The following is a 26,353-nucleotide window of genomic DNA, read 5'->3' as shown; positions in this document are numbered from 1 at the left end:
CGGGTAGCGGCGACCGGACTTGAACCGGTGACACAGCGATTATGAGCCGCTTGCTCTACCGACTGAGCTACGCCGCTTCGATGAAAAGATCACCCGCCGGGTGGCGGGTCATCCGATCACCAGAGCCCCAATACGGAATCGAACCGTAGACCTTCTCCTTACCATGGAGACGCTCTGCCGACTGAGCTATTGGGGCGAGCGAGGAAGACATTACACGGTCCGCCGCCGAAGGTGAAATCCGTATCTTGCGGGCAGTCGCCGGACCACCTCCCGCCTACGAGGCCGCCTCCGCCGCCCCAGCCGCTCGGCCCCCTACGTCACTTGACGTCACCAGTACGACTATTCGCTCTTCCCGGACGGACCGGGCACGGCCCCCTAGGCTCGGAACCGCGTGATCTTGCCTCCGGCCCCGAGGAGCGCGATGACCGACAGCCAGCCGCAGCAGCCCACCGACCCCCCGCTCGGCGAAGCCGCCCCAGCCCCCGCCCTCCTGCTCTGCGGTGCCCGCCTCGCCGACGGCCGCACCGTCGACGTGCGTCTGGCCGGAGCGCGCATCGAGGCCGTCGGCACCGCCGGCAGCCTCCACGAGGGCACCCGGGTCGACCTCGGCGGCTACCTCCTGCTGCCCGCCCCCGCCGAACCCCATGCCCACCTCGACACGGCGCTGACCGCCGGCTCCGCCGGCCCGCCCTCGTACGACGCCGAGGACGTGCAGCGCCGGGTCACCGAGGGCGCCCTCCATCAGCTCGGCCACGGCGCCACCGCGGTCCGTACCCACATCCGCATCGGCGACGTGCAGGGGCTGCGCGCCCTGGAGGCGGCGCTGCAGGCCAGGCGCGCGCTGCGCGGCCTGGTCGACGTGCAGACCGTGGCCGTGCCCCGGGTGCTCACCGGGCCCGCGGGCGCGGACGGCCTCGCCGTGCTCCGCGACGCCCTCAAGATGGGGGCCGACGTGGTGGGCGGCTGCCCCGACCTCGATCCGGACCCGGCCGGCTACGCGGAGACCGTGCTCACCGCCGCCGCCGAGTTCGGCCTGCCCGTCGACCTGCACACCGACGCCGCCGACCCGGCCCGGCTCTCCCGGCTCGCCGCGATGGCGGGAGGACTGCGCCCGGGCGTCGCCCTCGGTCCCTGCGGCGGACTGACCCGGCTCCCGTACGACACCACTGTCCGCCTCGCGGGGCAGCTCGCTGCCGCCGGGGTCTCGCTGACCGCCCTCCCGCAGGGCGGCTGCGGCGCACTGGAGTCGGTGCGCCGGGGCGGCACCGCGCCGGTGCGGACCCTGCGGGCGGCCGGCGTCCGGATCGCCGCGGGCAGCGGCGCACTGCGCGATCTGGCCAATCCCGTCGGCCGCGGCGACCCCCTGGAGGCCGCCTTCCTGCTCGCCACACACGGCGAGTGCGCCCCCGGGGAGGCCTACGAGGCAGTGAGCCGGGACGCCCGCGCCGTCATGGGGCTGCCCGAGGTGCGGGTGGAGGCGGGCTTTCCCGCCGAGCTGCTCGCGGTGCGGGCCGACCGGCTGGAGAGCGCGCTGTCGCTCGCGTACAGCCGGATCGTCATCCACCGGGGGCGGGTCGTCTCGCGGACCAGCGCGGTGCGCGAGTACACCGACACCCTGGCGCTCGACCTGCCGCGTCAATCGAGGAGCCGCCGTGACCCGGCATGAACGGCACGCCGGGCGTAGCGTCGGTGGCATGCGCACTGTGATCGCTGGTGGACATGGACAGATCGCGCTGCGGCTGGAACGGCTGCTCGCCGCGCGCGAGGACGAGGTGGCCGGCATCATCCGCAGGCCGGAACAGGCCGATGACCTGCGCGATGCCGGGGCCGAGCCGATCGTGCTCGACCTGGAGTCGGCGTCGGTGGACGAGGTGGCCCGGGCGCTGGCCGGCGCGGGCGCGGTCGTCTTCGCCGCGGGCGCGGGGCCGGGCAGCGGCGCCGCCCGCAAGGAGACCGTGGACCGGGACGCCGCTGTGCTCCTGGCCGACGCGGCCGAACGCGCGGGCGTACGCCGTTACCTGATGGTCTCCGCGATGGGGGCGGAGGGCGACCCCCGCCCCGGCATCGACGAGGTCTTCGCCGCCTATCTGCGCGCCAAGGGAGCCGCCGACGCCGAGGTGCGCCGTCGTGCCGCCCTGGAGTGGACGATCGTCCGCCCGGGCCGTCTGACCAACGGCCCCGGCACGGGACGCGTCCGGCTCGCCGCCGACACCGGACGCGGTTCGGTGACGCGTGACGACGTCGCGGCGGTCCTCGCGGAGCTGCTCGACACACCCTCGACGGCGGGGCTCACCCTGGAACTGATCGAGGGTCACACGCCGGTGTCGGTCGCGGTGAAGGACGTCGCCGGCAACTGAACCGCACCCCGGAGCGGAGGCCTCGGGAGCGGCTGCCTCCGCCCCCAAACCCCGTTTCCGCGAGGCGCGGATGCGGGCTGGGACGGACGGGTAGAGGGGGTACGGCCGAGATGCGATCAGTGCGGCTCTGGGCTGCACTTGATCGTATCGGGACGGCCAGCACCATCCCCTGACGTCACGGAGAGAGCATGCCGATGAAGCCCCCGGCACCCCCGTTCACCCGCGAGACCGCGATCGAGAAGGTCCGCCTCGCGGAGGACGCCTGGAACAGCCGCGACCCCGAGAAGGTGTCCCTCGCCTACACACCGGACAGCCGGTGGCGGAACCGCGGCGAGTTCGTCCACGGGCGGGAGGCGATCGTCGCGTTCCTCACCCGGAAGTGGACGAGGGAGCAGGAGTACCGGCTCATCAAGGAGCTCTGGGCCTTCGACGGCAACCGCATCGCGGTCCGCTTCGCCTACGAGTGCCACGACGACTCCGGCAACTGGTACCGCTCCTACGGCAACGAGAACTGGGAGTTCGACGACGAGGGCCTGATGCGCGTACGGCTGGCCAGCATCAACGACACCCCCATCGCCGAGTCGGAGCGCAAGTACCACTGGCCGCTCGGACGGCGGCCCGACGATCACCCCGGTCTTTCCGACCTCGGGTTCTGAACGGCCCGCGCCTGCCGCCGCAGCTCCACCCTGGCCGCGGGCAAGCGGCCCGGGGCGGTGCGCCAGTAGGGGTGCCAGAACAGACGGGCGGAGAGCCACAGCAGACGTCGTCGCAGGAGCGCCGCATGCGCCGGCTCCGCTGCGAGCCGCGTGTAGGTGCGGTGCCATTCGCGCTGCGCCTGCATCAGATCGGGCGGGAACACGGTGTCGGCCATGCGCGTAATTCAATCATGTGTTCGATTTCCTGCGCACGCCTCACGCGTCACTCATAGGGGTGAGATCAGGGCGGGGCCCGACTTCGGACGTCCTACGACCCCTGGGCTCCCCCGCACCCCGGGGCCGCAGGAAGGCGCGCCACCGCCGGGGGCGGCCTACAGGTTCAGGACGACGAGGGCCCCCACGCCGCCCAGACCCAGGGCGACGGCGGCATCGGCCCAGCCGCCCCTCCCCCAGCGGAAGTAGCGGTCCAGTGCGAGCCGCCCGGGGCCTATGGCGGCGACGCCGAGGGCGACGACGATGATGGCCAGGTTGTACTCGATGCCGCCCTGCTCGTCCCAGAGCCCGCGGGCGCCGGTCACGGTGACCATGGCATTGATCATCACGCCGATCAGCGCGGCCGAGGCGAGCGGAGTGAGCAGCCCCAGCGCGAGGCCCACGCCACCCAGGAACTCCGAGGCCCCGCCGATGGCGGCGTAGACCTTGCCCGGCGAGTAGCCCAGTTCCTCGAAGCCCTTGCCGGTGGTGGTGAGCCCCTGGCCGCCGAACCATCCGAGGGTCTTCTGGAGCCCGTGCCCCGCCATCAGGACGCCGAAGGTGAGCCTGATCAGCAGCAGACCGCAGTCACCGGCGGTCACCCGCGGCCGTGCCGGCGGGCCGCCTTCGGTCTGCGGCGGAACGCGCAATCGCTCAGCTATGTAGTTCATGGGGAACCCTCTTCTGCCCCCCGAGCCCTGACGGGCGGCGCCGGCCGTCCCGGGGACCAGCGGAGCGGGTTGATGCGGTCACCGCGGATCACACAGGCATCCCTCCTTCCTCGGAAGGCACGCGATATCCGTGTCTATTTTCAACCACTTTCCCCTCTTTTCTACATCTCATACCGGAATGCCGAAAGTGCCGAACGGCACCGGTGACCTCGCCCCCTCAAGGCCGCGGGTGCGGGGCCCGGTCACGCGGGGTACGCCGAGGGGCCGGGGCGGGCCCGCGCCGAGCCGGGCGTCGTGGAGCCTCGGGCCCGGTGGTCGGCCCCGAAAGACGACGCGGACCGCAAGGAACAGCTTGTCCCACAGGACGTGCCCCCCGACCCCTTCCCGGACCCCGCGCGGTGATGCCTGCCGGACGCCGGCATACGGAGCGGCCTCAACCGGGAGCGCGGCAGAAGAAGTTGCGGAGCCGTGCAACCCCCCGCGCATTTTCGGGAGTACCTACGAACAGACGTCCACGCGGCGGCCACCCCATCCGGTGGCCGCCGCAGGCCGGCGCGCGGGCCCACCGCGCCGGCCGTCAAGGACCGCCCGGCGCAGTGCCGGGCGGCGGCTTCGAAGGAGAAATGCTCCGTGGCTCTCAGTTTTGCCAGGAAGGCGGGCATGGCGACCGCCGCAGCGGTCGCCATCGGCGCGGTGTCGTTCGGCGCCTCCGCGGTGGCGGCGCCGGCGGGCCCGGCGGCACCTGCCGCGCACCGGGTCGGCGCATCACCCGCCGCCGTGGCCACCAAGGCGGTCCCCGCGCCCCGGAAGCAGACGCCCCAGGTCGTCACGCAACTGATCGGCAAGGGCCGCGTGGACGGCAAGCCCTGGTCGGTGGCGCTGGAGTTCCACCGGTCACTGCCCGAGGGCTACGAACTGCCCACCGCGCCCAACGGGACCACCGCCCCCGGCACGGCACTGCTGTGCCAGCGCATGTACATCGACGGCGTCCGCATCGACCACCAAGGCGGCCCCTGGTCCGACTGCCAACCCGTCACCGGCACCCACGACCCCGCCGGCTCCGGAGGCATGGGCCTGTGGGGCTTCCAGGACAAGGGCACCAGCGGCTCCCGCCTCATGGTCTCCAACCCCGAGGCCGACATCGCCTACGGCATCGTCAACCTCACCGACGGCACCCGCCTGAAGGCCCCCACGGTCACCATCCCCGGCACCGACTACCGCGCCTGGGCCGTCGCCATACCCAACGGCAAGACCATCAGCGCCGTCGACCAGTACGACAAGCGCCACCACCGCCTCACGCACGACACCTACTGGCGCTGACCCCGGAACGAGCGTGGCCACTGTCACATACCGCCCGGCCGCGCTGTCCTCATGGAGGAGACACACCGGCCACGGAAGGTGGGGGTTCCTCATCATGGGCGCCGAGCAGCCGCAGCAGGCCAAAGGTCGCATGCGCACCGACCACCCGGCCCGATACCTGGCAGGACTGCGCGAGTGGGCGGGCACGGCGGGCAGCCGTCCGCAGCCCGAGCGGCTCGCCGAGCGGTCCGACACTCACGGGACCATCGACTTCGAAGGCGGCCGGTGCATTGTGCAGGCCGGGCCCGACGGGCTGACGCTCCGCCTCGAAGCCGCCGACCGGGACGGCCTCCGGCGCATCCAGCGGTTGATCACCGAGCGCCTGCGGGAGACCTGCGGGCCCGACGTGCCTCCGGTCGCCTGGGAACCGGCCGTGGCCACCGGGCCCCGCCCGCGCCACGGCACGAAGCTCGGCATCGCTGCCGTCATCGTCCTGGTCGTCGCCGCCCACTTGGGCCTGGGCGGACTCCTGCTGGCGTCCGGCCCCTGGAAGCACTGGGCTCTGGCCGCCGTACTGGCCGCCCTCCTGGCCAAGACCGTCTACCTGCTCCGCCGCCGCGCCGTACGCCGAGGCCAGACCCCCCGGGCCCACTGATCCGAGGTAGCCGTTCATCGCCGCCGGCGGCAGAAGTCACGGCCGGTCGCACGAGCGCTGGGCACGCGCCACCACGTTTCAGGAACCGCTCGCATCACGGGCGGGATCGCCGGCCGGCGATCTGGCCAACGGGCCCGGCGCGCCGCGCCGGGCCCGAGTCCGCGTGAAGTGAACCGCTCGGCCCGGCTCTAGCGCACGTCGACGTAGTCGGACGCGCTGGTGGCGACGCCTGTCGTGGAGTTGCCGTAGTACACCCAGCGGTAGTAACCGTCGACCGAGGCGGTAACCGTGGTCTTCAGGCCCCCGGTGCTGCTGGTGGTGGCCTTCTTGACCAGCTTGAAGGTGTCGGTGCCCTTGGCGCGGAACTGGAGGCTGACCAAACGGCCGCTGTAGGCGCCGTACTTCTTGGTGCTCCAGTTCGCCCGGGTGAGCTTGCCCGTGACAGTGATCGGCTTGCCCTTGGTGACCGGCTCCGGCGAGGCGTTGGTGGTGGCCTTGGCCGCGCGCTTGAGCTGGACGGTCGTGGACCGCGTCTCCAGTTCCGCGGTCTTCAGGCCGCCGCTGGCCTTCCACAGCCGCAGTGAGACGCCGACCTTCCAGGTCGTGGCGTCGCTGTTGGAGTCGACGTGCTCCTGGCTCGGGTGCGGGTCGATGTAGAGGTTGCCCTCACAGCGGGCGTGCTTGGAGTCGATCTCGTAACAGGTGTAACCGCCCGGCCCGATGAAGTTCTCCCCCTTGTCCGCCGCCGTCGTGATGCTGCCGCGGTAGAGGAAGGGGAACGTGTCGTAGCGGTCGGGGTCGGCGGTGCTGTACCCGGAAGGCAGTGCGATGTTGAACCGCATGGGCGGCTCCACCACCTTCGACGTGCCGACGACGATCGGCTTGCCGTTGTTGACGACGATGTTCGACACGGTGATGCCGGTGTCCGCAGCATGAGCCGCCGGCGCGCTCAGCGCCGAGAGCCCCAGCGTCCCCACAAGCGTGGCCACCGTGGCGATTCGTCTGCCAGTTCTCATTCACACCTCTTCAGCAGAAGGCCGTTGGAAGGGGCGGCAGCCTATCTGATGAGTTCATGCCGTTCCGCCCGGCCCTGACCAGCCGCCCCACCGCCCCCGCGGCCAAGGCCCCTCTCTCCGGCTCCCGACCAGGCCCCCGGAGGCGTGCGCTACGTGCCCATCCCTCCGGAGCCGGCTGCGTTGCCCGGTGACACATGACGGTGCACGGCACAGTGCGGGACGGCCGCACCTCCGTTCCGCACTCGGGCGCACACCCGAACGGCTACGACATCGCCTCGGCCGCAGGGCGGCGCGTGGCACGGAGCCCGCCGCCCTGCGCTACGGCTCGATGTCAAAGAGCGGGATGGTCGGTGGCGGCGGGGCGAGTACGGAGCGAAGGCGGTTGAGCGTCACACGCCATTGCCTCCTCTCTCGTGGATCGACCCAGTTCGACGACAATCCGGACTCGCCGCTGACGATCCGGGCGAGGGCTTCATCTGCCAGGGTCCGAAGGTCGGAGGGGAAGATGGGGATGGGTGTTTCCGGGCCGTAGGACGTGTCGACTGGTTCACCGCCTGGACACTGCGCCGCGATCAGTGCCGCAGCGGCCACAGCTTCCTCCGCTTCCGCGAGGTAACCGGCGGCATGAACGGTGCGGGTGAGTACCCCGCGGGCCAGGGCTTCACGTTCCCGGGGCTTGGCGTCGTCGAGAGCGCAGGCGAAGTCTGCGGCAGTGTCGTTGTCGAAGGGGCCGGTAGCCCAGGTACCCATGATGATCTCCTCGCACCGCTGCGCGGGGAGCCTCGCACCAGCCACTGACAAGGCGGTCACGACGGCGACCAGGGTTCGCCCGTCCCCTTCCACAACCGCCGGTAGAGAGCGTGCGAGAACGGGACGGAGCCAGACGGCGACCGCACCCGGCGGAACAAAGAGAACAGCCCCTGCTCTGCGTTTCCGCAGCTCAGGGGCTGTTTTTCCACTGTGGCGGCGCCAGGATTCGAACCTGGGTAGGCTAAGCCGACGGATTTACAGTCCGCTCCCATTGGCCACTCGGGCACACCGCCTGGGAAGTGTCTCCGCGGGCCGCTTGTGTGCGGTCCCCCTTGGCGACGTCGTAAACAATACCCGATGCGCGGGGGTGCTCCGCCACCCTATTGATCAGCGCTCCGGGCGGGTCCGGTGGCTAGGCTTGCGGGGGCGGCCCGGTGACGGGTCGCGGACCTGATGGATCAGAGCCAAGGAGCCAACAGAAGATGGCCGACTCCAGTTTCGACATCGTCTCGAAGGTCGAGCGGCAGGAGGTCGACAACGCCCTCAACCAGGCCGCGAAGGAGATCTCGCAGCGCTACGACTTCAAGAACGTCGGTGCGTCGATCTCGTGGTCCGGGGACAAGATCCTGATGCAGGCCAACTCCGAGGAGCGGGTCAAGGCCATCCTGGACGTCTTCGAGACCAAGCTGGTCAAGCGGGGGATCTCGCTGAAGTCGCTGGACGCGGGCGAGCCCCAGCTGTCCGGCAAGGAGTACAAGATCTTCGCGACCATCGAGGAAGGCATCTCGCAGGAGAACGCCAAGAAGGTCGCCAAGATCATCCGCGATGAGGGGCCCAAGGGCATCAAGGCCCAGGTCCAGGGCGAGGAGCTGCGCGTCACCTCCAAGAGCCGGGACGACCTGCAAGCCGTCATCGCGCTGCTGAAGGGCAAGGACCTCGACTTCGCGCTGCAGTTCGTGAACTACCGCTGATCGAGGTACCGCCCGAGGTCCCGGCCGGGAGGAGGCGGCCGGGGCCTTTGCCGCGCGCACGACGGGGCGCATTCGGAGGGTGCCGCCCGACAGGCCGCCGCAGGTGCGTAGTGTCTTCCTGTTAGGTCTCCCCGGGACCGCCCCGCCCGTCGACGGCGGACCCGGGGCAGCGTCTCGAGGATGGAGCCGGGCATGCAAAGCCGCACCGCTTTGGTCGAGGACCTGATGAGCCGCTTCCCGCACGTTCCCCGCGAGGCGGTCATCAAGGAGGACCTGCTGCGCGGCGGGATCGCGTTCGACGAGTCCGCGCTCAGCGGCAACGAGGACGGCGACGTCAAACCGAAGTCGTACTTCATCTTCTCCTTCGACCATCGCACGCTTCCCGAACTGGGCGCCGCCGCGCTGAAGCGGCCGCCGGAGGAGATCGTGCTCACCGGCGGGCCGTACGACCTGCGCCGCACGGTGGTGTCGGTGCGGGTCAACCCGGCCTCGCCGTACCGCGTGCGGGCGGGCGGGCGCGGTGTGCTCGGCCTCTACCTCGACGGGGTGCGCATCGCGGACGTCGGCCTGCCGCCGATGCCGGCGTACTACCGGCACAGCCTGGAGAACGGGAAGTCGGTGATGGAGGTCGCGCCCACGATCCAGTGGGGCTACCTGATCTACCTGACGGTCTTCCGCGTGTGCCAGTACTTCGGCGCCAAGGAGGAGTGCCAGTACTGCGACATCAACCACAACTGGCGCCAGCACAAGGCGGCCGGCCGCCCCTACACGGGTGTGAAGCCGGTCGAGGAGGTGCTGGAGGCGCTGGAGATCATCGACAAGTACGACGAGACGAAGTCCTCCACCGCGTACACCCTCACCGGTGGGGCGATCACCTCCAAGGTCGCCGGGCGGGACGAGGCCGACTTCTACGGCCACTACGCGAAGGCCATCGAGGAGCGCTTCCCCGGCCGCTGGATCGGCAAGGTGGTCGCGCAGGCGCTGCCCAAGGAGGACGTGCAGCGCTTCAAGGACTACGGCGTGCAGATCTACCACCCGAACTACGAGGTGTGGGACCCCCGTCTGTTCGAGCTGTACTGCCCGGGTAAGGAGCGTTACGTCGGCCGGGACGAGTGGCACCGCCGGATCCTGGACTCGGCGGAGATCTTCGGCCCGCGCAATGTGATCCCCAACTTCGTGGCGGGCGTGGAGATGGCCGAGCCGTTCGGCTTCACCAGCGTCGGGGAGGCGATCGACTCCACGGCGGAGGGCCTGCGCTTCTTCATGTCGCGGGGCATCACGCCGCGCTTCACCACCTGGTGCCCGGAGCCGACGACCCCGCTGGGCAAGGCGAACCCGGAGGGCGCGCCGCTGGAGTACCACATCCGCCTGCTGGACGTGTACCGCGCGACGCTGGAGGAGTACGGGCTGAGCTCGCCGCCCGGGTACGGCCCGGCCGGTCCCGGCAACGCGGTGTTCTCGGTGAGCTCGTTCATGGACAGCCTGCCGGCGTCGGCGCCTGTCGGAGTGAGCTGAGTGCCGGCCCTGCTGATCGTGCATCACACGCCGTCGCCCAACCTGCAGGCGATGTTCGAGGCGGTGGTCGCCGGCGCGACCACCGACGAGATCGAGGGCGTGGACGTCGTACGGCGGGCCGCCCTCTCGGCGACCGCCTCCGACGTGCTCGCGGCGGACGGCTACCTGCTGGGCACGACGGCGAACCTCGGCTACATGTCGGGGGCGCTCAAGCACTTCTTCGACCAGGTCTACTACCCCTGCCTGGACAGCACGCGCGGCCGCCCGTTCGGCTACTACGTGCACGGCGGCAACGACGTCACGGGGACGGTGCGGGGCATCCGGTCGATCACCACGGGCCTGGGCTGGGAGCAGGCCGCGGCGGAGGTGACGGTCACCGGGGAGCCGTCCAGGGCCGATCTGCGGGCCTGCTGGGAGCTGGGCGCGACCCTGGCCGCCGGGCTGGCGGACTGACCGCACGGGCCCGGCGCCGACGTGCCGGGCCCATGCCCCCGTCCTACCGTGGAGGTGGAGAGAGGGGGCAGCAGCGATGGCACCCCATGTCCTGGACGACGCGGCACTGGACGCCCTGCGCTCGGGGTTCGCGGGTGAGGTCGTCGCACCGGGTGACCCGTCGTACGACGAGAGCCGCACGCTGTTCAACGCGATGATCGACCGCAGGCCGTCCGTGATCGCCCTGTGCGAGACGGTGGACGACGTGGCCGCGGCGATCCGCTTCGGCCGTGAGCGCGGGCTCGAGGTCGCCGTCCGCGGGGGCGGGCACAGCGTCTCCGGCAACGCGCTGAGCGATGGCGGCGTCGTCGTCGACCTGCGGCGCATGCACGCGGTCGTCGTGGACCCTGCGGGGCGCACGGCACGGGTCGGCGGGGGCGCCACGATGAGCCACCTGGACCGGGCGACGCAGCCGTTCGACCTGGTCACCACCGGCGGCCGGGTGTCCACCACGGGGGTGGGCGGCTTCACCCTCGGGGGCGGATCGGGGTGGCTGGAGCGCAAGTTCGGGCTGGCGTGCGACAACCTGGCGGAGGCCGAGGTGATGACGGCGGACGGCACCTTGGTGCGGGCCGCCGAGGACGAGAACCCGGAGCTGTTCTGGGCCCTGCACGGGGGCGGCGGCAACTTCGGCGTCGCCACCTCGCTCACGCTGCGGCTGCACCCGCTGCCCGCGGCCACCCTGGCCGTGCTGCTGTGGCCGCCGGAGGCCGGTCCCGAGGTGCTGCGCGCCTACCGCGCCCTGCTGGCGTCGGCGCCGGACGAGGTGGGCGGGGGCATGCTCTTCCTGACCGGGCCGCCGGAGGAGTTCGTGCCGGAGCACCTGGCGGGCCAACTGGCCTGCGCCGTGGTGTTCACGTACGCGGGTACCCTGGACGCGGCGCGCGAGGTGCTGGAACCGCTGCTCGCGCTCGCTCCGCACGGCCGCATGGTGGCGGAGATGCCGTACGCGGACCTGCAGTCGGCGCTCGACGACCCGCCGGGATACCGGAACTACTGGTCGGCGGAGTACCTGGACGACTTCCCGGACGCGGCCGTGGACCGCTTCTGCGCGCGTGCCCGGGACATGGTGGTCCCCTCCCCCTCCCAGCACGTGCTGTTCCCCTTGGGCGGCGCCGTGGCGCGCGCTCCGGCCGACTACCCGCTGCCCTGGCGCCGGGCGCCGTGGGTGGTGCACCCGTTCGGTCTGTGGGCGGACCCGGCGGACGACGAGCGCGCCCGGCGGTGGGCGCACGACGTCCGCGCCGACCTGCGGCAGTGGTCCTCGGGCGCGGTCTACCTCAACTTCATCGGGGACGAGGGCGAGGGCCGGGTGATCGCCGGGCTCGGCGCGCACAACCTGGGGCGGCTGGCACGGGTGAAGACCGAGTACGACCCGGAGAACGTCTTCCGGCTCAACCACAACATCGAGCCGGGCTGAGGCCCCGCAGCGGGAGGCGGGCCTGGGTTCAGCGGGTGGCGTACGGGGCGTCGACGGGGACGATCTCGCGACCGAGCGGCACCAGGGAGATCGGCACCATCTTGAAGTTGGCGATGCCGAACGGGATGCCGATGATCGTCAGGCAGAAGGCGACGCCCGCGATCACATGGCCGATGGCGAGCCAGATGCCCGCGAGGACCAGCCAGATGATGTTCCCCAGCAGCGACGCGACTCCCGCGTCGTGGCGCTCCACCGTGGTGCGGCCGAAGGGCCACAGTACGTAGTTGGCGATCCTCAGGGACGCGATCCCCCACGGGATGGTGATGATGAAGACGAACATCAGCAGGCCCAGCAGGGCGTAGCCGATCGCCATCCACAGGCCCCAGATGATCAGCCACACGACGTTCAGGACGATGTTGACCGCCTTCATTGCCCAAGCCTCCCATGCGTCCGCGGGCCCCGCCCCTCAGGGGCGGGAGCCGCCGCTCCGTCAGGCGTCCCTCGCAGGGCCCGTACCCGCGTGCCGGCCCTTCCGCACGTGCGCGTTCAGCGGCGGTGCCCGGCCATCTCCTCGAGGCGGGCGATGCGCTCGGCCATCGGGGGGTGGGTGGAGAAGAGCTTGGAGACGTCGCCGGGGCGGAACGGGTTGGCGATCATGAGGTGGCTGGTGGTCTCCAGCCGGGGCTCGGGCGGCAGCGGGGCGCGCTTGGTGCCCGTCTCCAGCTTGCGCAGCGCGGAGGCGAGGGCGAGCGGGTCTCCGGTGAGGCGGGCGCCCGAGGAGTCGGCCTCGTACTCGCGGGAGCGGCTGACGGCGAGCTGGATGAGGGAGGCCGCGACGGGGCCGAGGATCATCATCAGGAGCAGGCCGAACAGGCCGGGGCCCTCGTCGTCGTCGGAGCGGCCGACGGGGATCAGCCAGGCGAAGTTGACGAGGAACATGACCACGGAGGCCAGGGCGCCGGCGACGGACGAGATGAGGATGTCCCGGTTGTAGACATGGCTCAGCTCGTGCCCGATGACGCCGCGCAGTTCGCGCTCGTCGAGGAGGCGCAGGATGCCCTCGGTGCAGCACACGGCGGCGTTGCGCGGGTTGCGGCCGGTGGCGAAGGCGTTGGGGGCCTCGGTCGGGGAGATGTAGAGCCGCGGCATGGGCTGCCGGGCGGAGGTGGAGAGTTCGCGCACCATGCGGTACAGCGCCGGAGCCTCGAACTCGCTGACCGGGCGGGCGCGCATGGAGCGCAGCGCGATCTTGTCGCTGTTCCAGTACGCGTAGGCGTTGGTCCCGAGGGCTACGACGAGTGCGACGATCAGTCCCGTACGGCCGAAGAAACTGCCGATGATCAGGATGAGAGCCGACATTCCGCCCAGGAGCGCGGCGGTCTTCAGGCCGTTGTGCCGGCGGTGCACGGTACACCCTCCAAGTTGTGCATCAGGAGGACCATCTCTCCTCGTCCAAGGAGAACCTCCCGAAGGGGGCAACGCCACCGGAGGGGCGTTGGTTCCCTTGTGCACCTTCCGACCGGGTGCTCAGAGCAGGGTGGCGGAGGCGAAGCGGAGGACGAGCTGAGGTGCGCCGGACAGCACGATCCCGACGACTGCGGTGAGCGCGATGGCGGCGCCGAGCGGGCGCGAGGGGCCCGACGGGCGTACGGCGGCGGCCGGCTCCGTCCCCGGCTTCGCGAAGAGCAGGACCGTCCACCGAAGGTAGTACACGAGCGCGATCACGACGTTGACGGCCATGACGGCCGCCAGCCAGCCGAGGCCCGCGTCGACGGCCGAGGAGAAGACGGCGACCTTGGCGAAGAGGCCGATGACGCCGGGCGGCAGGCCGGCCAGGCAGAGCAGGAAGAAGGCCATGGCCGCCGCCGCGAGCGGGTGGGCGCTGTGCAGGCCTCGGTAGTCGGTGAGCCGGTTCTGCGGCGCGGTGCGGCCGACGAGCGCGGCGACGCCGAAGGCACCGAGGTTCACGGCGGCGTACATCAACGCGTAGGCGAGGGTGGTCCCGACCTGGCGGTCGGGGTCGGTGTACGCGGCGGCGGCGATCGGGACGAGCAGGTAGCCCGCCTGGCCGATGGACGACCAGGCCAGCAGGCGGACCGCGCTGCGCGGGCGCTCGGGGCGCTGCACCAGCGCGCCGACGTTGCCGACGGTCATGGTGAGGGCGGCCAGGACGGCGACGGCGGGGCCCCAGACGTGCGCGTAGGGCCGGAAGGCGACGACCGTGACGAGGATGAGGCCCGCGAACCCGGCGGCCTTGCCGACGACCGACAGGTAGCCGGCGACCGGGAGGGGGGCGCCGGTGTAGGTGTCGGGCACCCAGAAGTGGAACGGCGCGACGGCGAGCTTGAAGGCGAAGCCGACGACGGTGAGGGCGGCGCCGGCGGCGGCGAGGGTGTCCAGGCGGGGGTCGACGCCCTGCAATCCCTTGGCCATGGCCTCCAGGTGGAGGGTGCCGGTCGCGGCGTAGACGAAGCTGACGCCCAGCAGGGTGACGGCGGTCGCGGCGACCGAGGACAGGAAGAACTTCAGGGCCGCCTCGCTCGACAGCCGGTCGCCGCGGCGCAGCCCCACCAGGGCGAACGACGGGAGGGTGGTGACCTCCAGGGCGATCACGAGGGTCGCCAGGTCACGGGAGGCGGGCAGCAGTGCGGCGCCGGAGGCCGAGGAGAGCAGCAGGAACCAGAACTCGCCGGCCGGCAGCTCGTCGAGGGTGTGCACCGACAGCAGGGCTGCGACGAGCGCTCCGGCCAGGACCAGCAGCTGCACGACGAGCGTGAAGCGGTCGGCGACGTAGGAGCAGTCGGCCGGGCTGCCGACCAGGCAGAAGGTGCTGCGGTCGCCGTCGAGCAGCGGCAGCAGGCTCAGCCCGCCGAGCACGAGGCCGCCGAGGGTGATCCCCACCAGCGGCCGCTTGCGGCCCTCGGGCAGGAAGAGGTCGGCGACCAGCACGACGAGCGCGGCCGCGGCCACGATGCCGGGCGGGGCGATCGCGGCCCAGTCGACCGATTGGACGACGGAGGTGGCGAGGGTGCTCATCAGCTGCCTCCGAGCAGGGTGCGTACGGCCGGGTCGGTGAGGCCGAGCAGGGCGGCGGGCCAGAGGCCCGCGAGGACGGTCAGGACGACCAGCGGGGTCCAGGCCGCGAACTCGTAGCCCCGGACGTCGGCGAGCGCCGGCGCGGCCTGGACGGTGTCGCGTTCGCCCATGCACACGCGGCGCACCACGACGAGGAGGTACGCGGCGGTGAGCAGGGTGCCGAAGGCGGCGACCGCGGTGAAGACCAGGTAGGCGCCGCGGTCCAGGCCCGGGGCGGGCTTGAAGGACCCGAACATCGCGAGCATCTCGCCCCAGAAACCGGCCAGACCCGGCAGGCCGAGGGAGGCGACGGCCGCGAAGGCGAGCAGGCCGCCCATGCGGGGGGCCTTGCCGTACAGCGCGGCGCCGGTCTGCCCGGCGAGGCTGTCCAGGTCGGTGGAGCCGTAGCGGTCCTTGAGGGCGCCGACCAGGAAGAAGAGCAGGCCGGTGATGAGCCCGTGGGCGATGTTGGCGAAGAGCGCGCCGTTGACGCCGGTGGGGGTCAGGGTCGCGATGCCGAGCAGCACGAAGCCCATGTGGCCGACGGAGCTGTAGGCGATGAGCCGCTTGAGGTCGCCGCCGGCGCCGCGGCGGGCCAGGGCCAGGCAGGCCAGCGACCCGTAGACGATGCCGACGACGGCGAGCGCTGCCAGGTAGGGCGCGAAGGTCTGCATGCCCTCGGGGGCGGCCGGGAGCAGGATCCGCACGAAGCCGTAGGTGCCCATCTTGAGCAGGACGCCGGCCAGGAGCACCGAGCCGACCGTGGGCGCGGCGGTGTGGGCGTCCGGGAGCCAGCTGTGCAGCGGCCACATCGGGGCCTTGACGGCGAGGCCGAGGCCGATGGCGAGGACGGCGATCAGCTGCGTGGAGTGACTGAGCGGTGACCCGTTGTCGGTGGCCAGTGCCACCATGTCGAATGTGCCCGCCTTCAGCCCGATGAGGAGCAGGCCGAGCAGCATGATCACGGAGCCGAGCAGTGTGTAGAGGATGAAGCGGAGGGCGGACTTCTCCCGGTTCTCGCCGCCCCAGCGGGCGATGAGGAAGTACATCGGGATGAGGACGGTCTCGAAGGCGAGGAAGAAGAGCACCAGGTCGAGCACGGCGAAGGTGGCGAGCGTGCCCGTCTCCAGGAGGAGCAGGAGCGCCACGAAGGCCTTCGGGGAAGGACCCGCGGGCATCTTGAAGTAGCTGTAGAGCGCGCAGAGGAAGGTCAGCAGCGCGGTCAGGACGAGGAGGGGGAGGCTGATGCCGTCGATGCCGAGGTGGATGCGGATGCCGAGCGCCGGGATCCAGCTGATGTCGGTGCTCGCCTGCATCGTCGCGGGGTGGCCGTGGTCGAAGCCCGCGGCGAGGACGATGCTCAGGACGAGGACGAGACCGGTGACGGTGACGCCGTGGCGCAGCACGGCCTGGTCGGGGTTCTTCCCCTTCAGGCCGGGCGGGGGCGGCAGCAGGGCCGCCGCGGCGCCGAGCAGCGGCAGGACGACGACGGCCGCGAGGACGTACTGGAGGACGGTGTCGTTCACGGCTCACGCTCCGACGGCGACGAGGACGGCGAGTATCACGGAGCCGGCCAGCAGCACGCTGATATAGGTCTGCACGTTGCCCGTCTGGGTGCGGCGCACGAGCGCGCCGAGCAGCCGGGGCAGTCCGCCCGCGCCGCGGACGTACGTCTCGACGACCTCGCGGTCGAGGAAGCGGACGAGACCGGAGGCGGCGAGCACGGGGCGGACGAAGAGCTTCGCGTACAGGGCGTCGAGGCGGAAGCCGTGCGAGGCGGGCTCGAAGAGCGGGCCGAGCAGCAGGCGTCCGGGGTCGGCGGGGTCCTGTGCGGCGGCGACGTCCCCGTAGACCTGCTCGTGGGTCTGGAGAGCGGCGGCCTCGGTGAGGGCGGGCTCCTCCTCCGCGGCCTCGGTGGTGACGACCGCGCCGAGCGGGGTTCCGCGACGGATCGCGGCGGCCTGCCAGGCGCCGTAGGTCGCCAGGATGCCGACGACGGCGAGGCCGACGCCGAGGATCGAGGTGACCAGGGTCGGGGCGAGTGCGTTGCCGTCGAGCCAGGCGGGGAGGTCGAGGAGCGAGGGCACGAGGGCGACGGCGCCGAAGGCGAGGGTCGGTACGGCCAGCACCCACAGCACGACGGTCATGAGGGCCGGTTCCCTGCCGTGGGCCGCGGGCGCGGCGGCGCCCTGGCCGCGGAAGGCGAGGAGGAACAGGCGCGTGGCGTAGCCGGCGGTGAGCACGGCGGTGAGCAGCGCGGCGACCAGGACGAGCCAGCCGACGGCCGACGGGACGCCCTCGGCATGGCCGGAGGCGGCGTGCTCCGCGGCCCGCAGCACCGACTCCTTGGAGAAGAAGCCGGAGAAGGGCGGGATCGCGGCCAGGGCGGCCAGCGCGATGCCCATGGTCCACATGGCGTCGGGGGCGCGCTTGCCGAGGTCGCCCATGCGGGACATCGCGGCCAGCGAGTTGGTGCCGGCGGCGTGGATGACGACGCCGGTGGCGAGGAAGAGGAGGGCCTTGAAGGCACCGTGCGAGACGAGGTGGAACACGGCGGCGCTGCGGTCGCCGACGGCGAGGGCGGCGGCCATGTAGCCGAGCTGGCCGATCGTCGAGTAGGCGAGCACGCGTTTGATGTCGTCCTGGGCGAGCGCGGCCAGAGCGGAGCCGATCATGGTGACGGCGGCCAGCACGCCGAGCACCGCGAGGGTGACGGTGGATGCCTCGAAGACCGGCAGCAGCCGGGCGACGAGGTAGATGCCGGCCGCGACCATCGTGGCGGCGTGGATCAGCGCGGACACCGGGGTGGGACCGGCCATCGCGTCGGGCAGCCAGGTGTGCAGCGGGAACTGCGCCGACTTGCCGGCGACACCGGCGAGCAGCAGCAGGCCGACGACGGTCGGGTGCTCGATCCCGCCGTGGGTCGCGGCGGTGAGGATGCCGTTGATCCGGAAGGTCCCGGCGTCGGCGGCGAGCGCGAAGACACCGATCAGGAAGGGGACGTCACCGAGCTTGGTGACCAGGAAGGCCTTGAGGGAGGCGGCCCGGGCGACCTCGGTCTCCCAGTAGTGGCCGACCAGGAAGTACGAGCAGATGCCCATGATCTCCCAGCCGACCAGCAGCACCATCAGGTCGCCGGTGTAGACGACCAGGAACATGGCGGCGGTGAAGAGGGAGACCAAGGCGGAGTAGGAGGCGTACCGGGGGTCGTGCCGCAGGTAGGCCGTGGAGTACAGCTGCACGCAGGTGGCGACCAGCCCGACGAGGACGGCGATGAGCACCGCGAAGCCGTCGAGGTGCAGGGCCAGGTCGACGGGCACCGAGCCGGTCGGCGTGAGCCGGGTCGCGGCGTCGGTGGCCGGGCCGCTGCCCTGCCGTACGGCGACGGTGACGGCCAGCACGAAGGCGGTCGCGGTGGGCAGCACGGCCAGCGGCCGGACGAAGCCGGGGGCGGTGCGGCCGAGCAGCAGACCACCGACGGCGCCGAGGAAGGGGAGGAGGGGGACGAGGACGGCGAGGGTCGTCAGGGTCACGCTGCGGCCTCGGCCTTCTCTTCGGGTGCGGAGGGCCCGGCCCCTTCGCCCTGCGGGTCGTGCGGATCATGCGGTCCGTGCTCCGCGAGGTCGGTGAGGCGGTCGACGTCGGAACTGCCCTGGTTGCGGTACACCAGCAGCACGATGGCGAGACCGATGCCGATCTCGGCGGCGGCGATGACGATGACGAACAGCGTCAGCGCCTGCCCGGCGTGGAGGGTGTCGCGGAGCCAGACGTCGAAGGCGACCAGGTTGAGGTTGACCGCGTTCAGCATCAGCTCGACCGACATCAGGACGAGGATCGCGTTGCGCCGGGCGAGGACGCCGTACACGCCGACGGAGAACAGGAGGGCGGCGAGGACGGCGGGATAGGCGAGATGCATCAGCGCTCTCCCGGCTGCTGACGGGACTGCTTGCGGGACAGGACGATCGCACCGACGAGCGCGGCGAGCAGGAGCACGGACAGCGCCTCGAACGGCAGCACCCAGTGGCGGAAGAGGATCTCGCCGGTGACCTTGGTGGAGCCCTGCACGGCGCCGTCCACCGCGATCCAGGTGGACCGGAAGGCGTCCACCACGACCCACACAAGCGTGCCCGCGGCGGCGGCGGCCACGGCGAGGGCCGCGATCCGGTTGCCGGAATCGGCGTCCGGGGAACGCCCGATGGGCGCCTTGGTGAGCATCAGGCCGAACAGCACGAGCACGACGACGGACCCGACGTAGATCAGCACCTGCACCCAGGCGATGAACTCGGCGGTGAGGAGGAGGTATTCGACGGCGACGCCGCCGAGCGCGACGACCAGCCACAGCGCGGCGTGCACCAGCTGCTTGGTGGTGACGCTGACGACGGCGGCGGCGAGGGTCGCGACGCCGACGAGGACGAAGACGATCTCGACCCCGGTCGGGGACAGGAAGCCGGGGTGGGCTGCGGCGGCGTTCACGCCTCGCCCCCCGGCTGCTCGCGCCCGGGCTCTGCCTCGCCCTGGGCGGCGGCGGCAGTGGCGGTGGCGGCGGCCTTCTCCGCGGCCTTGCGGGCGGCGGCCAGCTCCTTGGGTTCCTCGGCGGCCGGGTCGAGCGGCGGCGGGGCGGGCACCGTCCACATCCACTCGCGCAGCTTGTCGCGCTCGTGGGTGAGTTCGAGGATGTCGGTCTCCGCGTACTCGAACTCCGGCGACCAGAACAGGGCGTCGAAGGGGCACACCTCGATGCAGATGCCGCAGTACATGCAGAGCGAGAAGTCGATGGCGAAGCGGTCCAGCACGTTACGGCTGCGCTCGCGGCCGCCCGGGGCTGCGGCGGGCACCGTCTCCTTGTGGGAGTCGATGTAGATGCACCAGTCGGGGCACTCGCGGGCGCACAGCATGCAGACCGTGCAGTTCTCCTCGAACAGCGCGATCACTCCGCGGGTGCGGGGCGGCAGTTCCGGCTGCACCTCGGGGTACTGCGCGGTGTGCGAGCGCCGGGTCATCGTGCGCAGGGTGACGGCGAGGCCCTTGGCCAGGCCGGAACCGGGGATGCCCATCAGGAGATCACCACCTTCACCACGCCGGTGAGCGCGATCTGGGTCAGGGCGAGCGGGATGAGGACGGTCCAGGCGAACCTCTGCAGCTGGTCCTCGCGCAGCCGGGGGTACGTGACCCGGAGCCAGATCACGACGAAGGCCAGGGCCGCGGTCTTGAGCAGCGTCCACAGCCAGCCGACGCTGTCGGACCAGGGGCCGTGCCAGCCGCCCAGGAACAGGACGGTGGTCAGGCCGCACAGCACGACGATGCCGGCGTACTCCGCGAGCAGGAACAGGGCGAAGCGCAGGCCCGTGTACTCGGTGTAGGCGCCGAAGATGATCTCCGAGTCCGCGACGGGCATGTCGAAGGGCGGACGCTGGAGCTCGGCGAGGCCGGCCGTGAAGAACACGACGGCTCCGATCAGCTGCCACGGCGTCCACCACCAGGCGTACGCGTCGACGATGCCGGGCAGTGAGAGCGTGCCCGCCGCCATGGCGACGGACGCGGCGGCCAGCAGCATCGGCAGCTCGTACGACATCAGCTGGGCCGCGCTGCGCAGACCGCCGAGGAGGGAGAACTTGTTGGCCGAGGCCCAGCCGGCCATGAGCGAGCCGAGCACGCCCACGCCCATCACGGCGAGGACGAAGAACAGGCCCGCGTCGATGTCCTGGCCGACGAGCCCGCCGGGACCGATCGGGATCGCGATGAGGACCAGGAGGTAGGGCAGCAGTGCGACGGCGGGCGCGAGTTGGAAGATCTTCCGGTCGGCGTCGGCCGGGACCACGTCCTCCTTCTGCGCGAACTTCACGCCGTCGGCGACGAGCTGGGCCCAGCCGTGGAAGCCGCCGGCGTACATGGGCCCGAGACGTCCCTGCATGTGGGCCATGACCTTGTGCTCGGTCTGGCCGACGACCAGGGGCAGGACGAGGAAGGCGACGAGCACGGCGAGCAGCCGGAGGATCACTTCGAGGGCGTCGCTCACGATGTGCTGCCTCCTTCTTCCGCGTCGTCGTTGCCGGAGGAGTCCGGCGCGGTGGCCGGGCTGCCGTCGGGGGAGCTTTCGGCGGGCTCGCCGGTGCCGTCCTCGGCGGGCGGCGCGGGTTCCCCGGTGCCGTCCTCGGCGGGCGACGCGGGTTCCCCGGGCTTCGCCGCGCCGGGGTCCGCCGCGGGAGCGGCGGCGGCCGGTCCGGTGTCGCGGGGAACGTCCCAGGGGGCGTCCGGAGTGCGCTTGCGGGGGCTCGTCCCGGGAGCCGCGGGGGCCTCCGGAGTCGCCGGAGCTGCCGGGGTCTCGGCGGCACCGGTCCGGCCGGCCGGGCCGTCGCTCGCCGAGCGCGTGCGGCGGGCTGCGGCGGGGGCTGCCGGGGCCTCGGCGGCACCCTGGCTGGCGGAGCCCTCGCTGACGCTGCGGGAACGCCGGGCCGGGCGCTCGGCGGAGCCCGCCGCACCGGCGGCTCCGGCAGCGCGCGGGGTCCGGGCGGGGCCGGAGCCCGCCGCACCGGCGGCTCCGGCAGCGCGCGGGGTCCGGGCGGGGCGCGCCGGGGCGGGCGGGAGCTGGCCCTTCATGGGGCCCCAGTCGTTGGGATCGGGCACGCCGGGGGGCAGCATCTGACGCCGCTTGGGGCCGCCGTGATCGGACTCCCCCGGCTCCTTCGCGCCGGGCCACGCCTTCGCGACGCGTGCCGCCAGCACGAAGTCCTTGCGCAGCGGGTGCCCCTCGAAGCCTTCGGGCAGCAGCAGCGGCACCAGGTGCGGGTGCCCGGTGAAGTCGACGCCGAACATCTCGTGCGTCTCACGCTCGTGCCAGGCGGCGCCCGCGTAGACGCCGACGGCGGTCGGCAGGGCCGGTGCCTCGTGCGGGACGGTCGTACGGATCATCAGGCGCCGCACCGAGCCGACCGCGGGGGCGACGACGTGGGCGCAGACCCGGAAGCCGCTGCCGCCCTCGTCGACGGCGCTGAGCCAGTCGAAGAAGGTGCAGCCGAGGGCGTCCCGGGCGGCACGCAGGGCGTCCGTCCAGGAGGCGGCGGGGACGTCGACGGTCAGCAGGCCGTACGCCTCCTCCGCCGTGGCCTCGGCGCCGAAGACCTCGGCGACGGCGTCCGGCTCGGGGAGCCGGTCGAAGGGCGTGGTCACTTCGCCTCCTCCCCGGGCGGCGGCGGGGCCTGGACGAGGCCGCTGCGCAGCGCCGCGGTGGACGCGCGCGGGGTGCCGCCGTCGCCGTAGCGCTCGCCGAGCGACTCGCGGGCGATCTTCTCCTGGAGCTTGAGGATGCCCTGCAGCAGCGCCTCGGGCCGCGGCGGGCAGCCGGGCACGTAGACGTCGACGGGGATGATCTGGTCGACGCCCTTGGTCACGGAGTACGAATCCCAGTAGGGGCCGCCGCAGTTGGAGCAGGCACCGAAGGAGATGACGTACTTCGGCTCGGGCATCTGCTCGTACAGACGCTTCACGGCCGGGGCCATCTTGTCGGTGACGGTGCCGGAGACGACCATGAGGTCGGCCTGGCGCGGGCCGGGCGCGAAGGGGATCACGCCGAGCCGGATGAAGTCGTGCCGGGCCATGGAGGCGGCGATGAACTCGATGGCGCAGCAGGCGAGCCCGAAGTTGAAGACCCACAGGCTGTAGCGGCGGCCCCAGTTCAGGACCACCTTCATCGGCTCGGGTGCCAGGCGCGCGAGGGTACCGAGGCGGCGCGGCTCCGGCAGGTACTCGGGAGTGCTCACATCGGTCACATCGGTCACGTCCATTCCAGGACGCCCTTCTTCCAGGCGTAGAGCAGACCGACGGCGAGGAAGCCGAGGAAGACGAACATCTCGACCAGCGTCGTGCCGCCGTACCCCTCGGCGGCGAACACCGTCGCCCAGGGGAAGAGGAAGATCGCGTCGACCGCGAAGATGACGTAGAGGAAGGAGTAGACGTAGTAGCGGATCTGGGTGTGCGCCCAGCCCTCGCCGACGGGGTCGACGCCGCACTCGTACGTGAGCATCTTCTCCTGCGTCGGCACCACGGGCCGCAGCAGGCGACCGGCCCCGAAGGCCACGGTCACGAAGAGCACCCCGAGCACCGCGACCAGCCCGACGACCGAGTAGCCGTGGAAGTAGTCCACGTCCGTCCGCCCCTCGTTTCTCGTCGTAAGCGCGTTGTCCAGCGATCCCGGTGGATCTTTAGACGATCTGTACGAACGGAGTCTAGGCCCTGCCCCCCGGGGCCGAACCACCCGTCCTGACCGGTGGTACGGATAACCCCACCTTGTCCTGGCAGGCGCACCCCATGGCGGTGGCCGCCCCGACCCCGGCAGGCTTGACGTCATGACCATCAACTCCCAGCGCGGGGAAGCCGCCCCGCTGCCGCCGGCGCGCTTCGCCTTCGACGCCGTGACGTGGAAGGAGATCGCGTATCTCCTGGCGAACCTGCCCATGGACGTCGCGGGCTTCGTCTACGTCGCCGTCGTGCTCTACCTCGGCGTCGGGCTGTCGGTGACGGTGATCGGCCTGCCGGTGCTGGCTCTGGGCCTGGCCGGGTGCCGACTGCTGGGGCGGCTGGAGCGGATACGGGCGCGCGGCATGCTCGGACTGGCCGTGGACGAGCCCCGCTCGCTGAGCCCCGGGCGGATGGGCTTCTTCCCCTGGCTGTGGACCTCGCTGAAGGACCCGGTGGGGTGGCGCCACGCGCTGTACTTCTTCATCCGGCTGCCGTGGGGGATCGTGACCTTCACCATCGCCTTGACCTCGCTCTTCGTCGCGTGGCCGGTGCTGCCGTTCATCGCGCGGGGGCTGGCCAACGCCGACCGCGCGATGGTCCGCGGCCTGCTGTCGCCGTCCGACGAGCTGGAGCGGCGGATCGCCGAGCTGGAGTCGGACCGCGGCACGGTGGTGGACACCGCCGCCGCCGACCTGCGGCGCATCGAGCGCGACCTGCACGACGGGGCGCAGGCGCGGCTCGTGGCGCTCGCCATGGACCTGGGCCTGGCCAAGGAGAAGCTCCAGGAGGACCCNGAGGCNGCNGCNANNATGGTNGNCGANGCCCACGGCGAGGTGAAGCTGGCCCTCCAGGAGCTGCGCGACCTGGCCCGCGGCATCCACCCGGCCGTCCTCACCGACCGCGGCCTGGACGCCGCCCTGTCCTCGGTGGCCGCCCGGTGCACGGTGCCGGTGCAGGTCCAGGTGGATCTGGCGAGCCGGCCCGCGCCGGCGATCGAGGGCATCGCGTACTTCACGGTCTCCGAACTGCTGCAGAACATCAGCAAGCACAGCGGGGCGCGCCGGGCCGTCGTCGAGCTGTGGCGCTCCGACGGCCGGCTGATGATCCAGGTCCGCGACGACGGCCGGGGCGGGGCGACCACGTCGGGCGGCAGCGGTCTGGGCGGGCTGGCCGAGCGGCTGGACTCGGTGGACGGTCTGCTGGTGGTCGACTCCCCGGCCGGCGGCCCGACGACGGTGACGGCCGAACTGCCCTGGCGGGACCGCGCCTGAGCCGCGTACGGGAAGGCCGGTGCCCTCGCTGGAGGGCACCGGCCTTCCCGCGTGCCGCCGGGTGCCGGCTTCGCCTACGGTTCGGGACACCGAAGGACCGCACCGCGGGGGTGGGGTTTTCCCCAGGTCCAAGACGCCTATCCGCACCATGGGCGCGAAGGCCCCGGAGGGCGAGGCTGGAGCCATCACAGGCGGTCGCAGAGGGACGACGAAGAGGACGGACGTGACCATGGCATACGGTTTCCCGGAGCCGCGCGAGCACCGGCTGCCCGCGGCGCTGCGCGCGCCGATCGAGGCCCGCACCTGGCGCGAGTTGCTGTATCTGCTGCTGAACCTGCCGATGGGCATCATCGGCTTCGTCTTCACCGTGACGATGCTGTCGCTCGGCGCGGGGCTGCTGGTCACCTTCCTCGGGCTGCCCGTCCTCGCCCTGATGCTGGCCGGGTGCCGGGGGCTCGGCGTCGTGGAGCGCGAGCGGGCCCGCCAGTGCCTGCGCATCGACGTGGCCGCGCCCGAGCCGCTGCGCCGGCGGCCCGGCCAGGGCTTCATGTCGTGGCTCGGCGGCCAGCTGACCAGCGGCGCCTCCTGGCGGCACATCCTGTACTTCTTCGTGCACTTCCCGTGGGGCGTGTTCACCTTCTCCGTGGCCGTCTCGTTCTTCACCTACGGCTGGGGGCTCCTCACGTACCCGCTGTGGCAGTGGGTCTTCCCGGCCTACACCGACCAGCCCGGACTCCAGCTGTACGGGGACGGGAACGGCAACGGCTGGTGGCTGGACTCGCCGTTCGAGGTGGCCATGACCTCCGTGCTGGGCCTGCTGCTCGTCCTGGTCACCCCCTGGCTGATCCGGGGCATGGCGTACGTGGACCGGGGCCTGGTCGCCGGGCTGCTGGGGCCTTCACGGCTGGCCAGCCGCGTCACGGAGCTGGAGTCGGACCGCGGCACGGTGGTGGACACCGCCGCCGCCGACCTGCGGCGCATCGAGCGCGACCTGCACGACGGGGCGCAGGCGCGGCTCGTGGCGCTCGCCATGGACCTGGGCCTGGCCAAGGAGAAGCTCCAGGAGGACCCNGAGGCNGCNGCNANNATGGTNGNCGANGCCCACGGCGAGGTGAAGCTGGCCCTCCAGGAGCTGCGCGACCTGGCCCGCGGCATCCACCCGGCCGTCCTCACCGACCGCGGCCTGGACGCCGCCCTGTCCTCGCTCGCGGCGCGCTGCACCGTGCCGGTGCAGGTGAGCGTGGACCTGCCGGGGCGGCCGGTGCCGGCGATCGAGGGCATCGCGTACTTCACCGTCTCCGAACTGCTGCAGAACATCAGCAAGCACAGCGGGGCCTCGCGCGCCACGGTCGACCTGTGGCGCTCCGGCGACCGGCTGATGATCCACGTCGTCGACAACGGGCGCGGCGGCGCGTCCACGGGGCGCGGCTCGGGTCTGGCCGGGCTCGCGGAGCGGCTGGGAGCGGTGGACGGCGTCCTCGCGGTGGACTCCCCCGCCGGCGGCCCGACCACGGTCGCGGCGGAATTGCCCTGGCGTACCTGACCCCGCGAGGGCGTCGGCTGGAGAACGACCGCAGGACCCTGCGGACAGAGAAGACCGGAAACTACCGAGAGGACGCTGACGGCACCCCCTCCGTCCCTCCCCCGCACTCCGCCCCGGCGGCGAGGCCGTGTGCCGGCCGCCGGAAGCTGGAATGCTGGGGGAGGGACACGTCGAC

27 protein-coding genes and 3 tRNA genes are annotated in these 26,353 nt (G+C 72.0%); 11 read left to right on the top strand and 19 right to left on the bottom strand.

Annotated features, from left to right (window positions below):
* Positions 1-4: 4 nt before the first annotated feature.
* Positions 5-77: transfer RNA gene (locus B085_RS0112165), tRNA-Met, on the bottom strand.
* A gap of 46 nt (positions 78-123) precedes the next feature.
* A tRNA-Thr gene (locus B085_RS0112160) sits at positions 124-196 on the bottom strand.
* Between the two features lie 225 nt (positions 197-421).
* Between B085_RS0112160 and B085_RS0112155 the strand changes: the two genes are divergently transcribed.
* From B085_RS0112155 to B085_RS0112145, 3 genes are all read left to right on the top strand, one after another.
* Positions 422-1,666: an amidohydrolase family protein gene (locus B085_RS0112155; RefSeq protein ID WP_018558844.1), complete on the top strand. Its 1,245-nt coding sequence runs from the start codon at positions 422-424 to the stop codon at positions 1,664-1,666.
* 28 nt (positions 1,667-1,694) lie between these two features.
* On the top strand, positions 1,695-2,357 hold the full coding sequence (locus tag B085_RS0112150) for an NAD(P)H-binding protein (protein WP_018558843.1): 663 nt from the start codon (positions 1,695-1,697) through the stop codon (positions 2,355-2,357).
* A 188-nt stretch (positions 2,358-2,545) separates the two neighbouring features.
* A complete protein-coding gene (locus B085_RS0112145) occupies positions 2,546-3,013 on the top strand; it encodes a DUF1348 family protein (protein ID WP_018558842.1) in 468 nt (155 codons plus the stop codon).
* On the opposite strand, the gene B085_RS0112140 is transcribed toward B085_RS0112145, so the two are convergent.
* Both B085_RS0112140 and B085_RS0112135 read right to left on the bottom strand, forming a co-directional pair.
* Positions 2,983-3,228, bottom strand: a complete 246-nt coding sequence (locus B085_RS0112140; RefSeq protein WP_026250962.1) for a hypothetical protein — start codon at positions 3,226-3,228, stop codon at positions 2,983-2,985. The genes B085_RS0112145 and B085_RS0112140 overlap by 31 nt on opposite strands.
* A gap of 156 nt (positions 3,229-3,384) precedes the next feature.
* Positions 3,385-3,936 (bottom strand): DoxX family protein, encoded by a 552-nt coding sequence (locus tag B085_RS0112135; RefSeq protein WP_078619856.1) that lies wholly within the window; start codon positions 3,934-3,936, stop codon positions 3,385-3,387.
* A gap of 630 nt (positions 3,937-4,566) precedes the next feature.
* On the opposite strand from B085_RS0112135, the gene B085_RS0112130 reads away from it, so the two are divergent.
* Together B085_RS0112130 and B085_RS0112125 are read left to right on the top strand one after the other, a co-directional pair.
* Entirely contained in the window at positions 4,567-5,256 is a 690-nt protein-coding gene (locus tag B085_RS0112130; RefSeq protein ID WP_158689719.1) for a hypothetical protein, read from the top strand.
* Between the two features lie 94 nt (positions 5,257-5,350).
* Positions 5,351-5,890 carry a DUF2218 domain-containing protein gene (locus tag B085_RS0112125; RefSeq protein ID WP_018558839.1) on the top strand — a complete coding sequence of 180 codons (540 nt, stop codon included), beginning with the start codon at positions 5,351-5,353 and terminating at the stop codon, positions 5,888-5,890.
* Positions 5,891-6,078: 188 nt separating this feature from the next.
* On the opposite strand, the gene B085_RS0112120 is transcribed toward B085_RS0112125, so the two are convergent.
* The 3 genes from B085_RS0112120 to B085_RS0112110 all read right to left on the bottom strand — a co-directional run bounded on the left by B085_RS0112120 (position 6,079) and on the right by B085_RS0112110 (position 7,949).
* Positions 6,079-6,906 (bottom strand): hypothetical protein, encoded by an 828-nt coding sequence (locus B085_RS0112120; protein ID WP_051102035.1) that lies wholly within the window; start codon positions 6,904-6,906, stop codon positions 6,079-6,081.
* A gap of 318 nt (positions 6,907-7,224) precedes the next feature.
* Positions 7,225-7,656: a DUF4259 domain-containing protein gene (locus B085_RS0112115; RefSeq protein WP_037731595.1), complete on the bottom strand. Its 432-nt coding sequence runs from the start codon at positions 7,654-7,656 to the stop codon at positions 7,225-7,227.
* Between the two features lie 211 nt (positions 7,657-7,867).
* Positions 7,868-7,949 (bottom strand) — tRNA-Tyr (locus tag B085_RS0112110).
* A gap of 189 nt (positions 7,950-8,138) precedes the next feature.
* Here B085_RS0112110 and B085_RS0112105 point away from each other — a divergent pair.
* From B085_RS0112105 to B085_RS0112090, 4 genes are all read left to right on the top strand, one after another.
* Positions 8,139-8,627, top strand: a complete 489-nt coding sequence (locus B085_RS0112105; RefSeq protein WP_018558836.1) for a YajQ family cyclic di-GMP-binding protein — start codon at positions 8,139-8,141, stop codon at positions 8,625-8,627.
* 192 nt (positions 8,628-8,819) lie between these two features.
* Positions 8,820-10,142, top strand: coding sequence for a radical SAM protein (locus B085_RS0112100; RefSeq protein ID WP_037731584.1), 1,323 nt, complete (start codon positions 8,820-8,822; stop codon positions 10,140-10,142).
* On the top strand, positions 10,143-10,595 hold the full coding sequence (locus B085_RS0112095; RefSeq protein WP_018558834.1) for a flavodoxin family protein: 453 nt from the start codon (positions 10,143-10,145) through the stop codon (positions 10,593-10,595).
* 76 nt (positions 10,596-10,671) lie between these two features.
* Positions 10,672-12,054 (top strand): FAD-binding oxidoreductase, encoded by a 1,383-nt coding sequence (locus tag B085_RS0112090; RefSeq protein WP_018558833.1) that lies wholly within the window; start codon positions 10,672-10,674, stop codon positions 12,052-12,054.
* A gap of 28 nt (positions 12,055-12,082) precedes the next feature.
* On the opposite strand, the gene B085_RS0112085 is transcribed toward B085_RS0112090, so the two are convergent.
* The 12 genes from B085_RS0112085 to B085_RS0112030 form a co-directional block, all read right to left on the bottom strand.
* The gene (locus B085_RS0112085; protein WP_018558832.1) at positions 12,083-12,484 is read right to left on the bottom strand and encodes a YccF domain-containing protein; all 402 of its coding nucleotides are present in this window, start codon (positions 12,482-12,484) and stop codon (positions 12,083-12,085) included.
* A gap of 116 nt (positions 12,485-12,600) precedes the next feature.
* Positions 12,601-13,461 carry a zinc metalloprotease HtpX gene (htpX, locus tag B085_RS0112080; RefSeq protein WP_018558831.1) on the bottom strand — a complete coding sequence of 287 codons (861 nt, stop codon included), beginning with the start codon at positions 13,459-13,461 and terminating at the stop codon, positions 12,601-12,603.
* Between the two features lie 120 nt (positions 13,462-13,581).
* A complete protein-coding gene (locus tag B085_RS0112075) occupies positions 13,582-15,090 on the bottom strand; it encodes an NADH-quinone oxidoreductase subunit N (protein WP_018558830.1) in 1,509 nt (502 codons plus the stop codon).
* Positions 15,090-16,655 (bottom strand): complex I subunit 4 family protein, encoded by a 1,566-nt coding sequence (locus B085_RS0112070; protein WP_018558829.1) that lies wholly within the window; start codon positions 16,653-16,655, stop codon positions 15,090-15,092. Before B085_RS0112070 ends, B085_RS0112075 begins: the two co-directional genes overlap by 1 nt.
* A 3-nt stretch (positions 16,656-16,658) precedes the next feature.
* On the bottom strand, positions 16,659-18,662 hold the full coding sequence (locus B085_RS0112065) for an NADH-quinone oxidoreductase subunit L (protein ID WP_018558828.1): 2,004 nt from the start codon (positions 18,660-18,662) through the stop codon (positions 16,659-16,661).
* On the bottom strand, positions 18,659-19,045 hold the full coding sequence (gene nuoK / locus B085_RS0112060; RefSeq protein WP_018558827.1) for an NADH-quinone oxidoreductase subunit NuoK: 387 nt from the start codon (positions 19,043-19,045) through the stop codon (positions 18,659-18,661). The genes B085_RS0112065 and nuoK overlap by 4 nt, the downstream gene beginning before the upstream one ends.
* Complete coding sequence (locus tag B085_RS0112055) at positions 19,045-19,602, bottom strand: NADH-quinone oxidoreductase subunit J (RefSeq protein ID WP_018558826.1); 558 nt, start codon at positions 19,600-19,602, stop codon at positions 19,045-19,047. The genes nuoK and B085_RS0112055 overlap by 1 nt, the downstream gene beginning before the upstream one ends.
* Positions 19,599-20,183 carry a NuoI/complex I 23 kDa subunit family protein gene (locus B085_RS0112050; protein WP_018558825.1) on the bottom strand — a complete coding sequence of 195 codons (585 nt, stop codon included), beginning with the start codon at positions 20,181-20,183 and terminating at the stop codon, positions 19,599-19,601. The genes B085_RS0112055 and B085_RS0112050 overlap by 4 nt, the downstream gene beginning before the upstream one ends.
* Positions 20,183-21,145 carry an NADH-quinone oxidoreductase subunit NuoH gene (nuoH, locus tag B085_RS0112045; RefSeq protein ID WP_018558824.1) on the bottom strand — a complete coding sequence of 321 codons (963 nt, stop codon included), beginning with the start codon at positions 21,143-21,145 and terminating at the stop codon, positions 20,183-20,185. Before nuoH ends, B085_RS0112050 begins: the two co-directional genes overlap by 1 nt.
* Positions 21,142-22,296, bottom strand: a complete 1,155-nt coding sequence (locus tag B085_RS0112040; protein ID WP_018558823.1) for an NADH-quinone oxidoreductase subunit C — start codon at positions 22,294-22,296, stop codon at positions 21,142-21,144. The genes nuoH and B085_RS0112040 overlap by 4 nt, the downstream gene beginning before the upstream one ends.
* Positions 22,293-22,910, bottom strand: coding sequence for an NADH-quinone oxidoreductase subunit B (locus B085_RS0112035; RefSeq protein WP_018558822.1), 618 nt, complete (start codon positions 22,908-22,910; stop codon positions 22,293-22,295). The genes B085_RS0112040 and B085_RS0112035 overlap by 4 nt, the downstream gene beginning before the upstream one ends.
* Positions 22,901-23,269: an NADH-quinone oxidoreductase subunit A gene (locus tag B085_RS0112030; RefSeq protein WP_018558821.1), complete on the bottom strand. Its 369-nt coding sequence runs from the start codon at positions 23,267-23,269 to the stop codon at positions 22,901-22,903. Before B085_RS0112030 ends, B085_RS0112035 begins: the two co-directional genes overlap by 10 nt.
* A gap of 202 nt (positions 23,270-23,471) precedes the next feature.
* On the opposite strand from B085_RS0112030, the gene B085_RS0112025 reads away from it, so the two are divergent.
* Entirely contained in the window at positions 23,472-24,635 is a 1,164-nt protein-coding gene (locus B085_RS0112025) for a sensor histidine kinase (protein ID WP_018558820.1), read from the top strand.
* A gap of 229 nt (positions 24,636-24,864) precedes the next feature.
* Positions 24,865-26,178: a sensor histidine kinase gene (locus tag B085_RS0112020; RefSeq protein ID WP_018558819.1), complete on the top strand. Its 1,314-nt coding sequence runs from the start codon at positions 24,865-24,867 to the stop codon at positions 26,176-26,178.
* Positions 26,179-26,353: the final 175 nt, after the last annotated feature.

This window comes from Streptomyces sp. BoleA5, from assembly GCF_000373665.1.
GTDB lineage: Bacteria > Actinomycetota > Actinomycetes > Streptomycetales > Streptomycetaceae > Actinacidiphila.
This window is presented reverse-complemented; position numbering and strand designations above follow the sequence as displayed.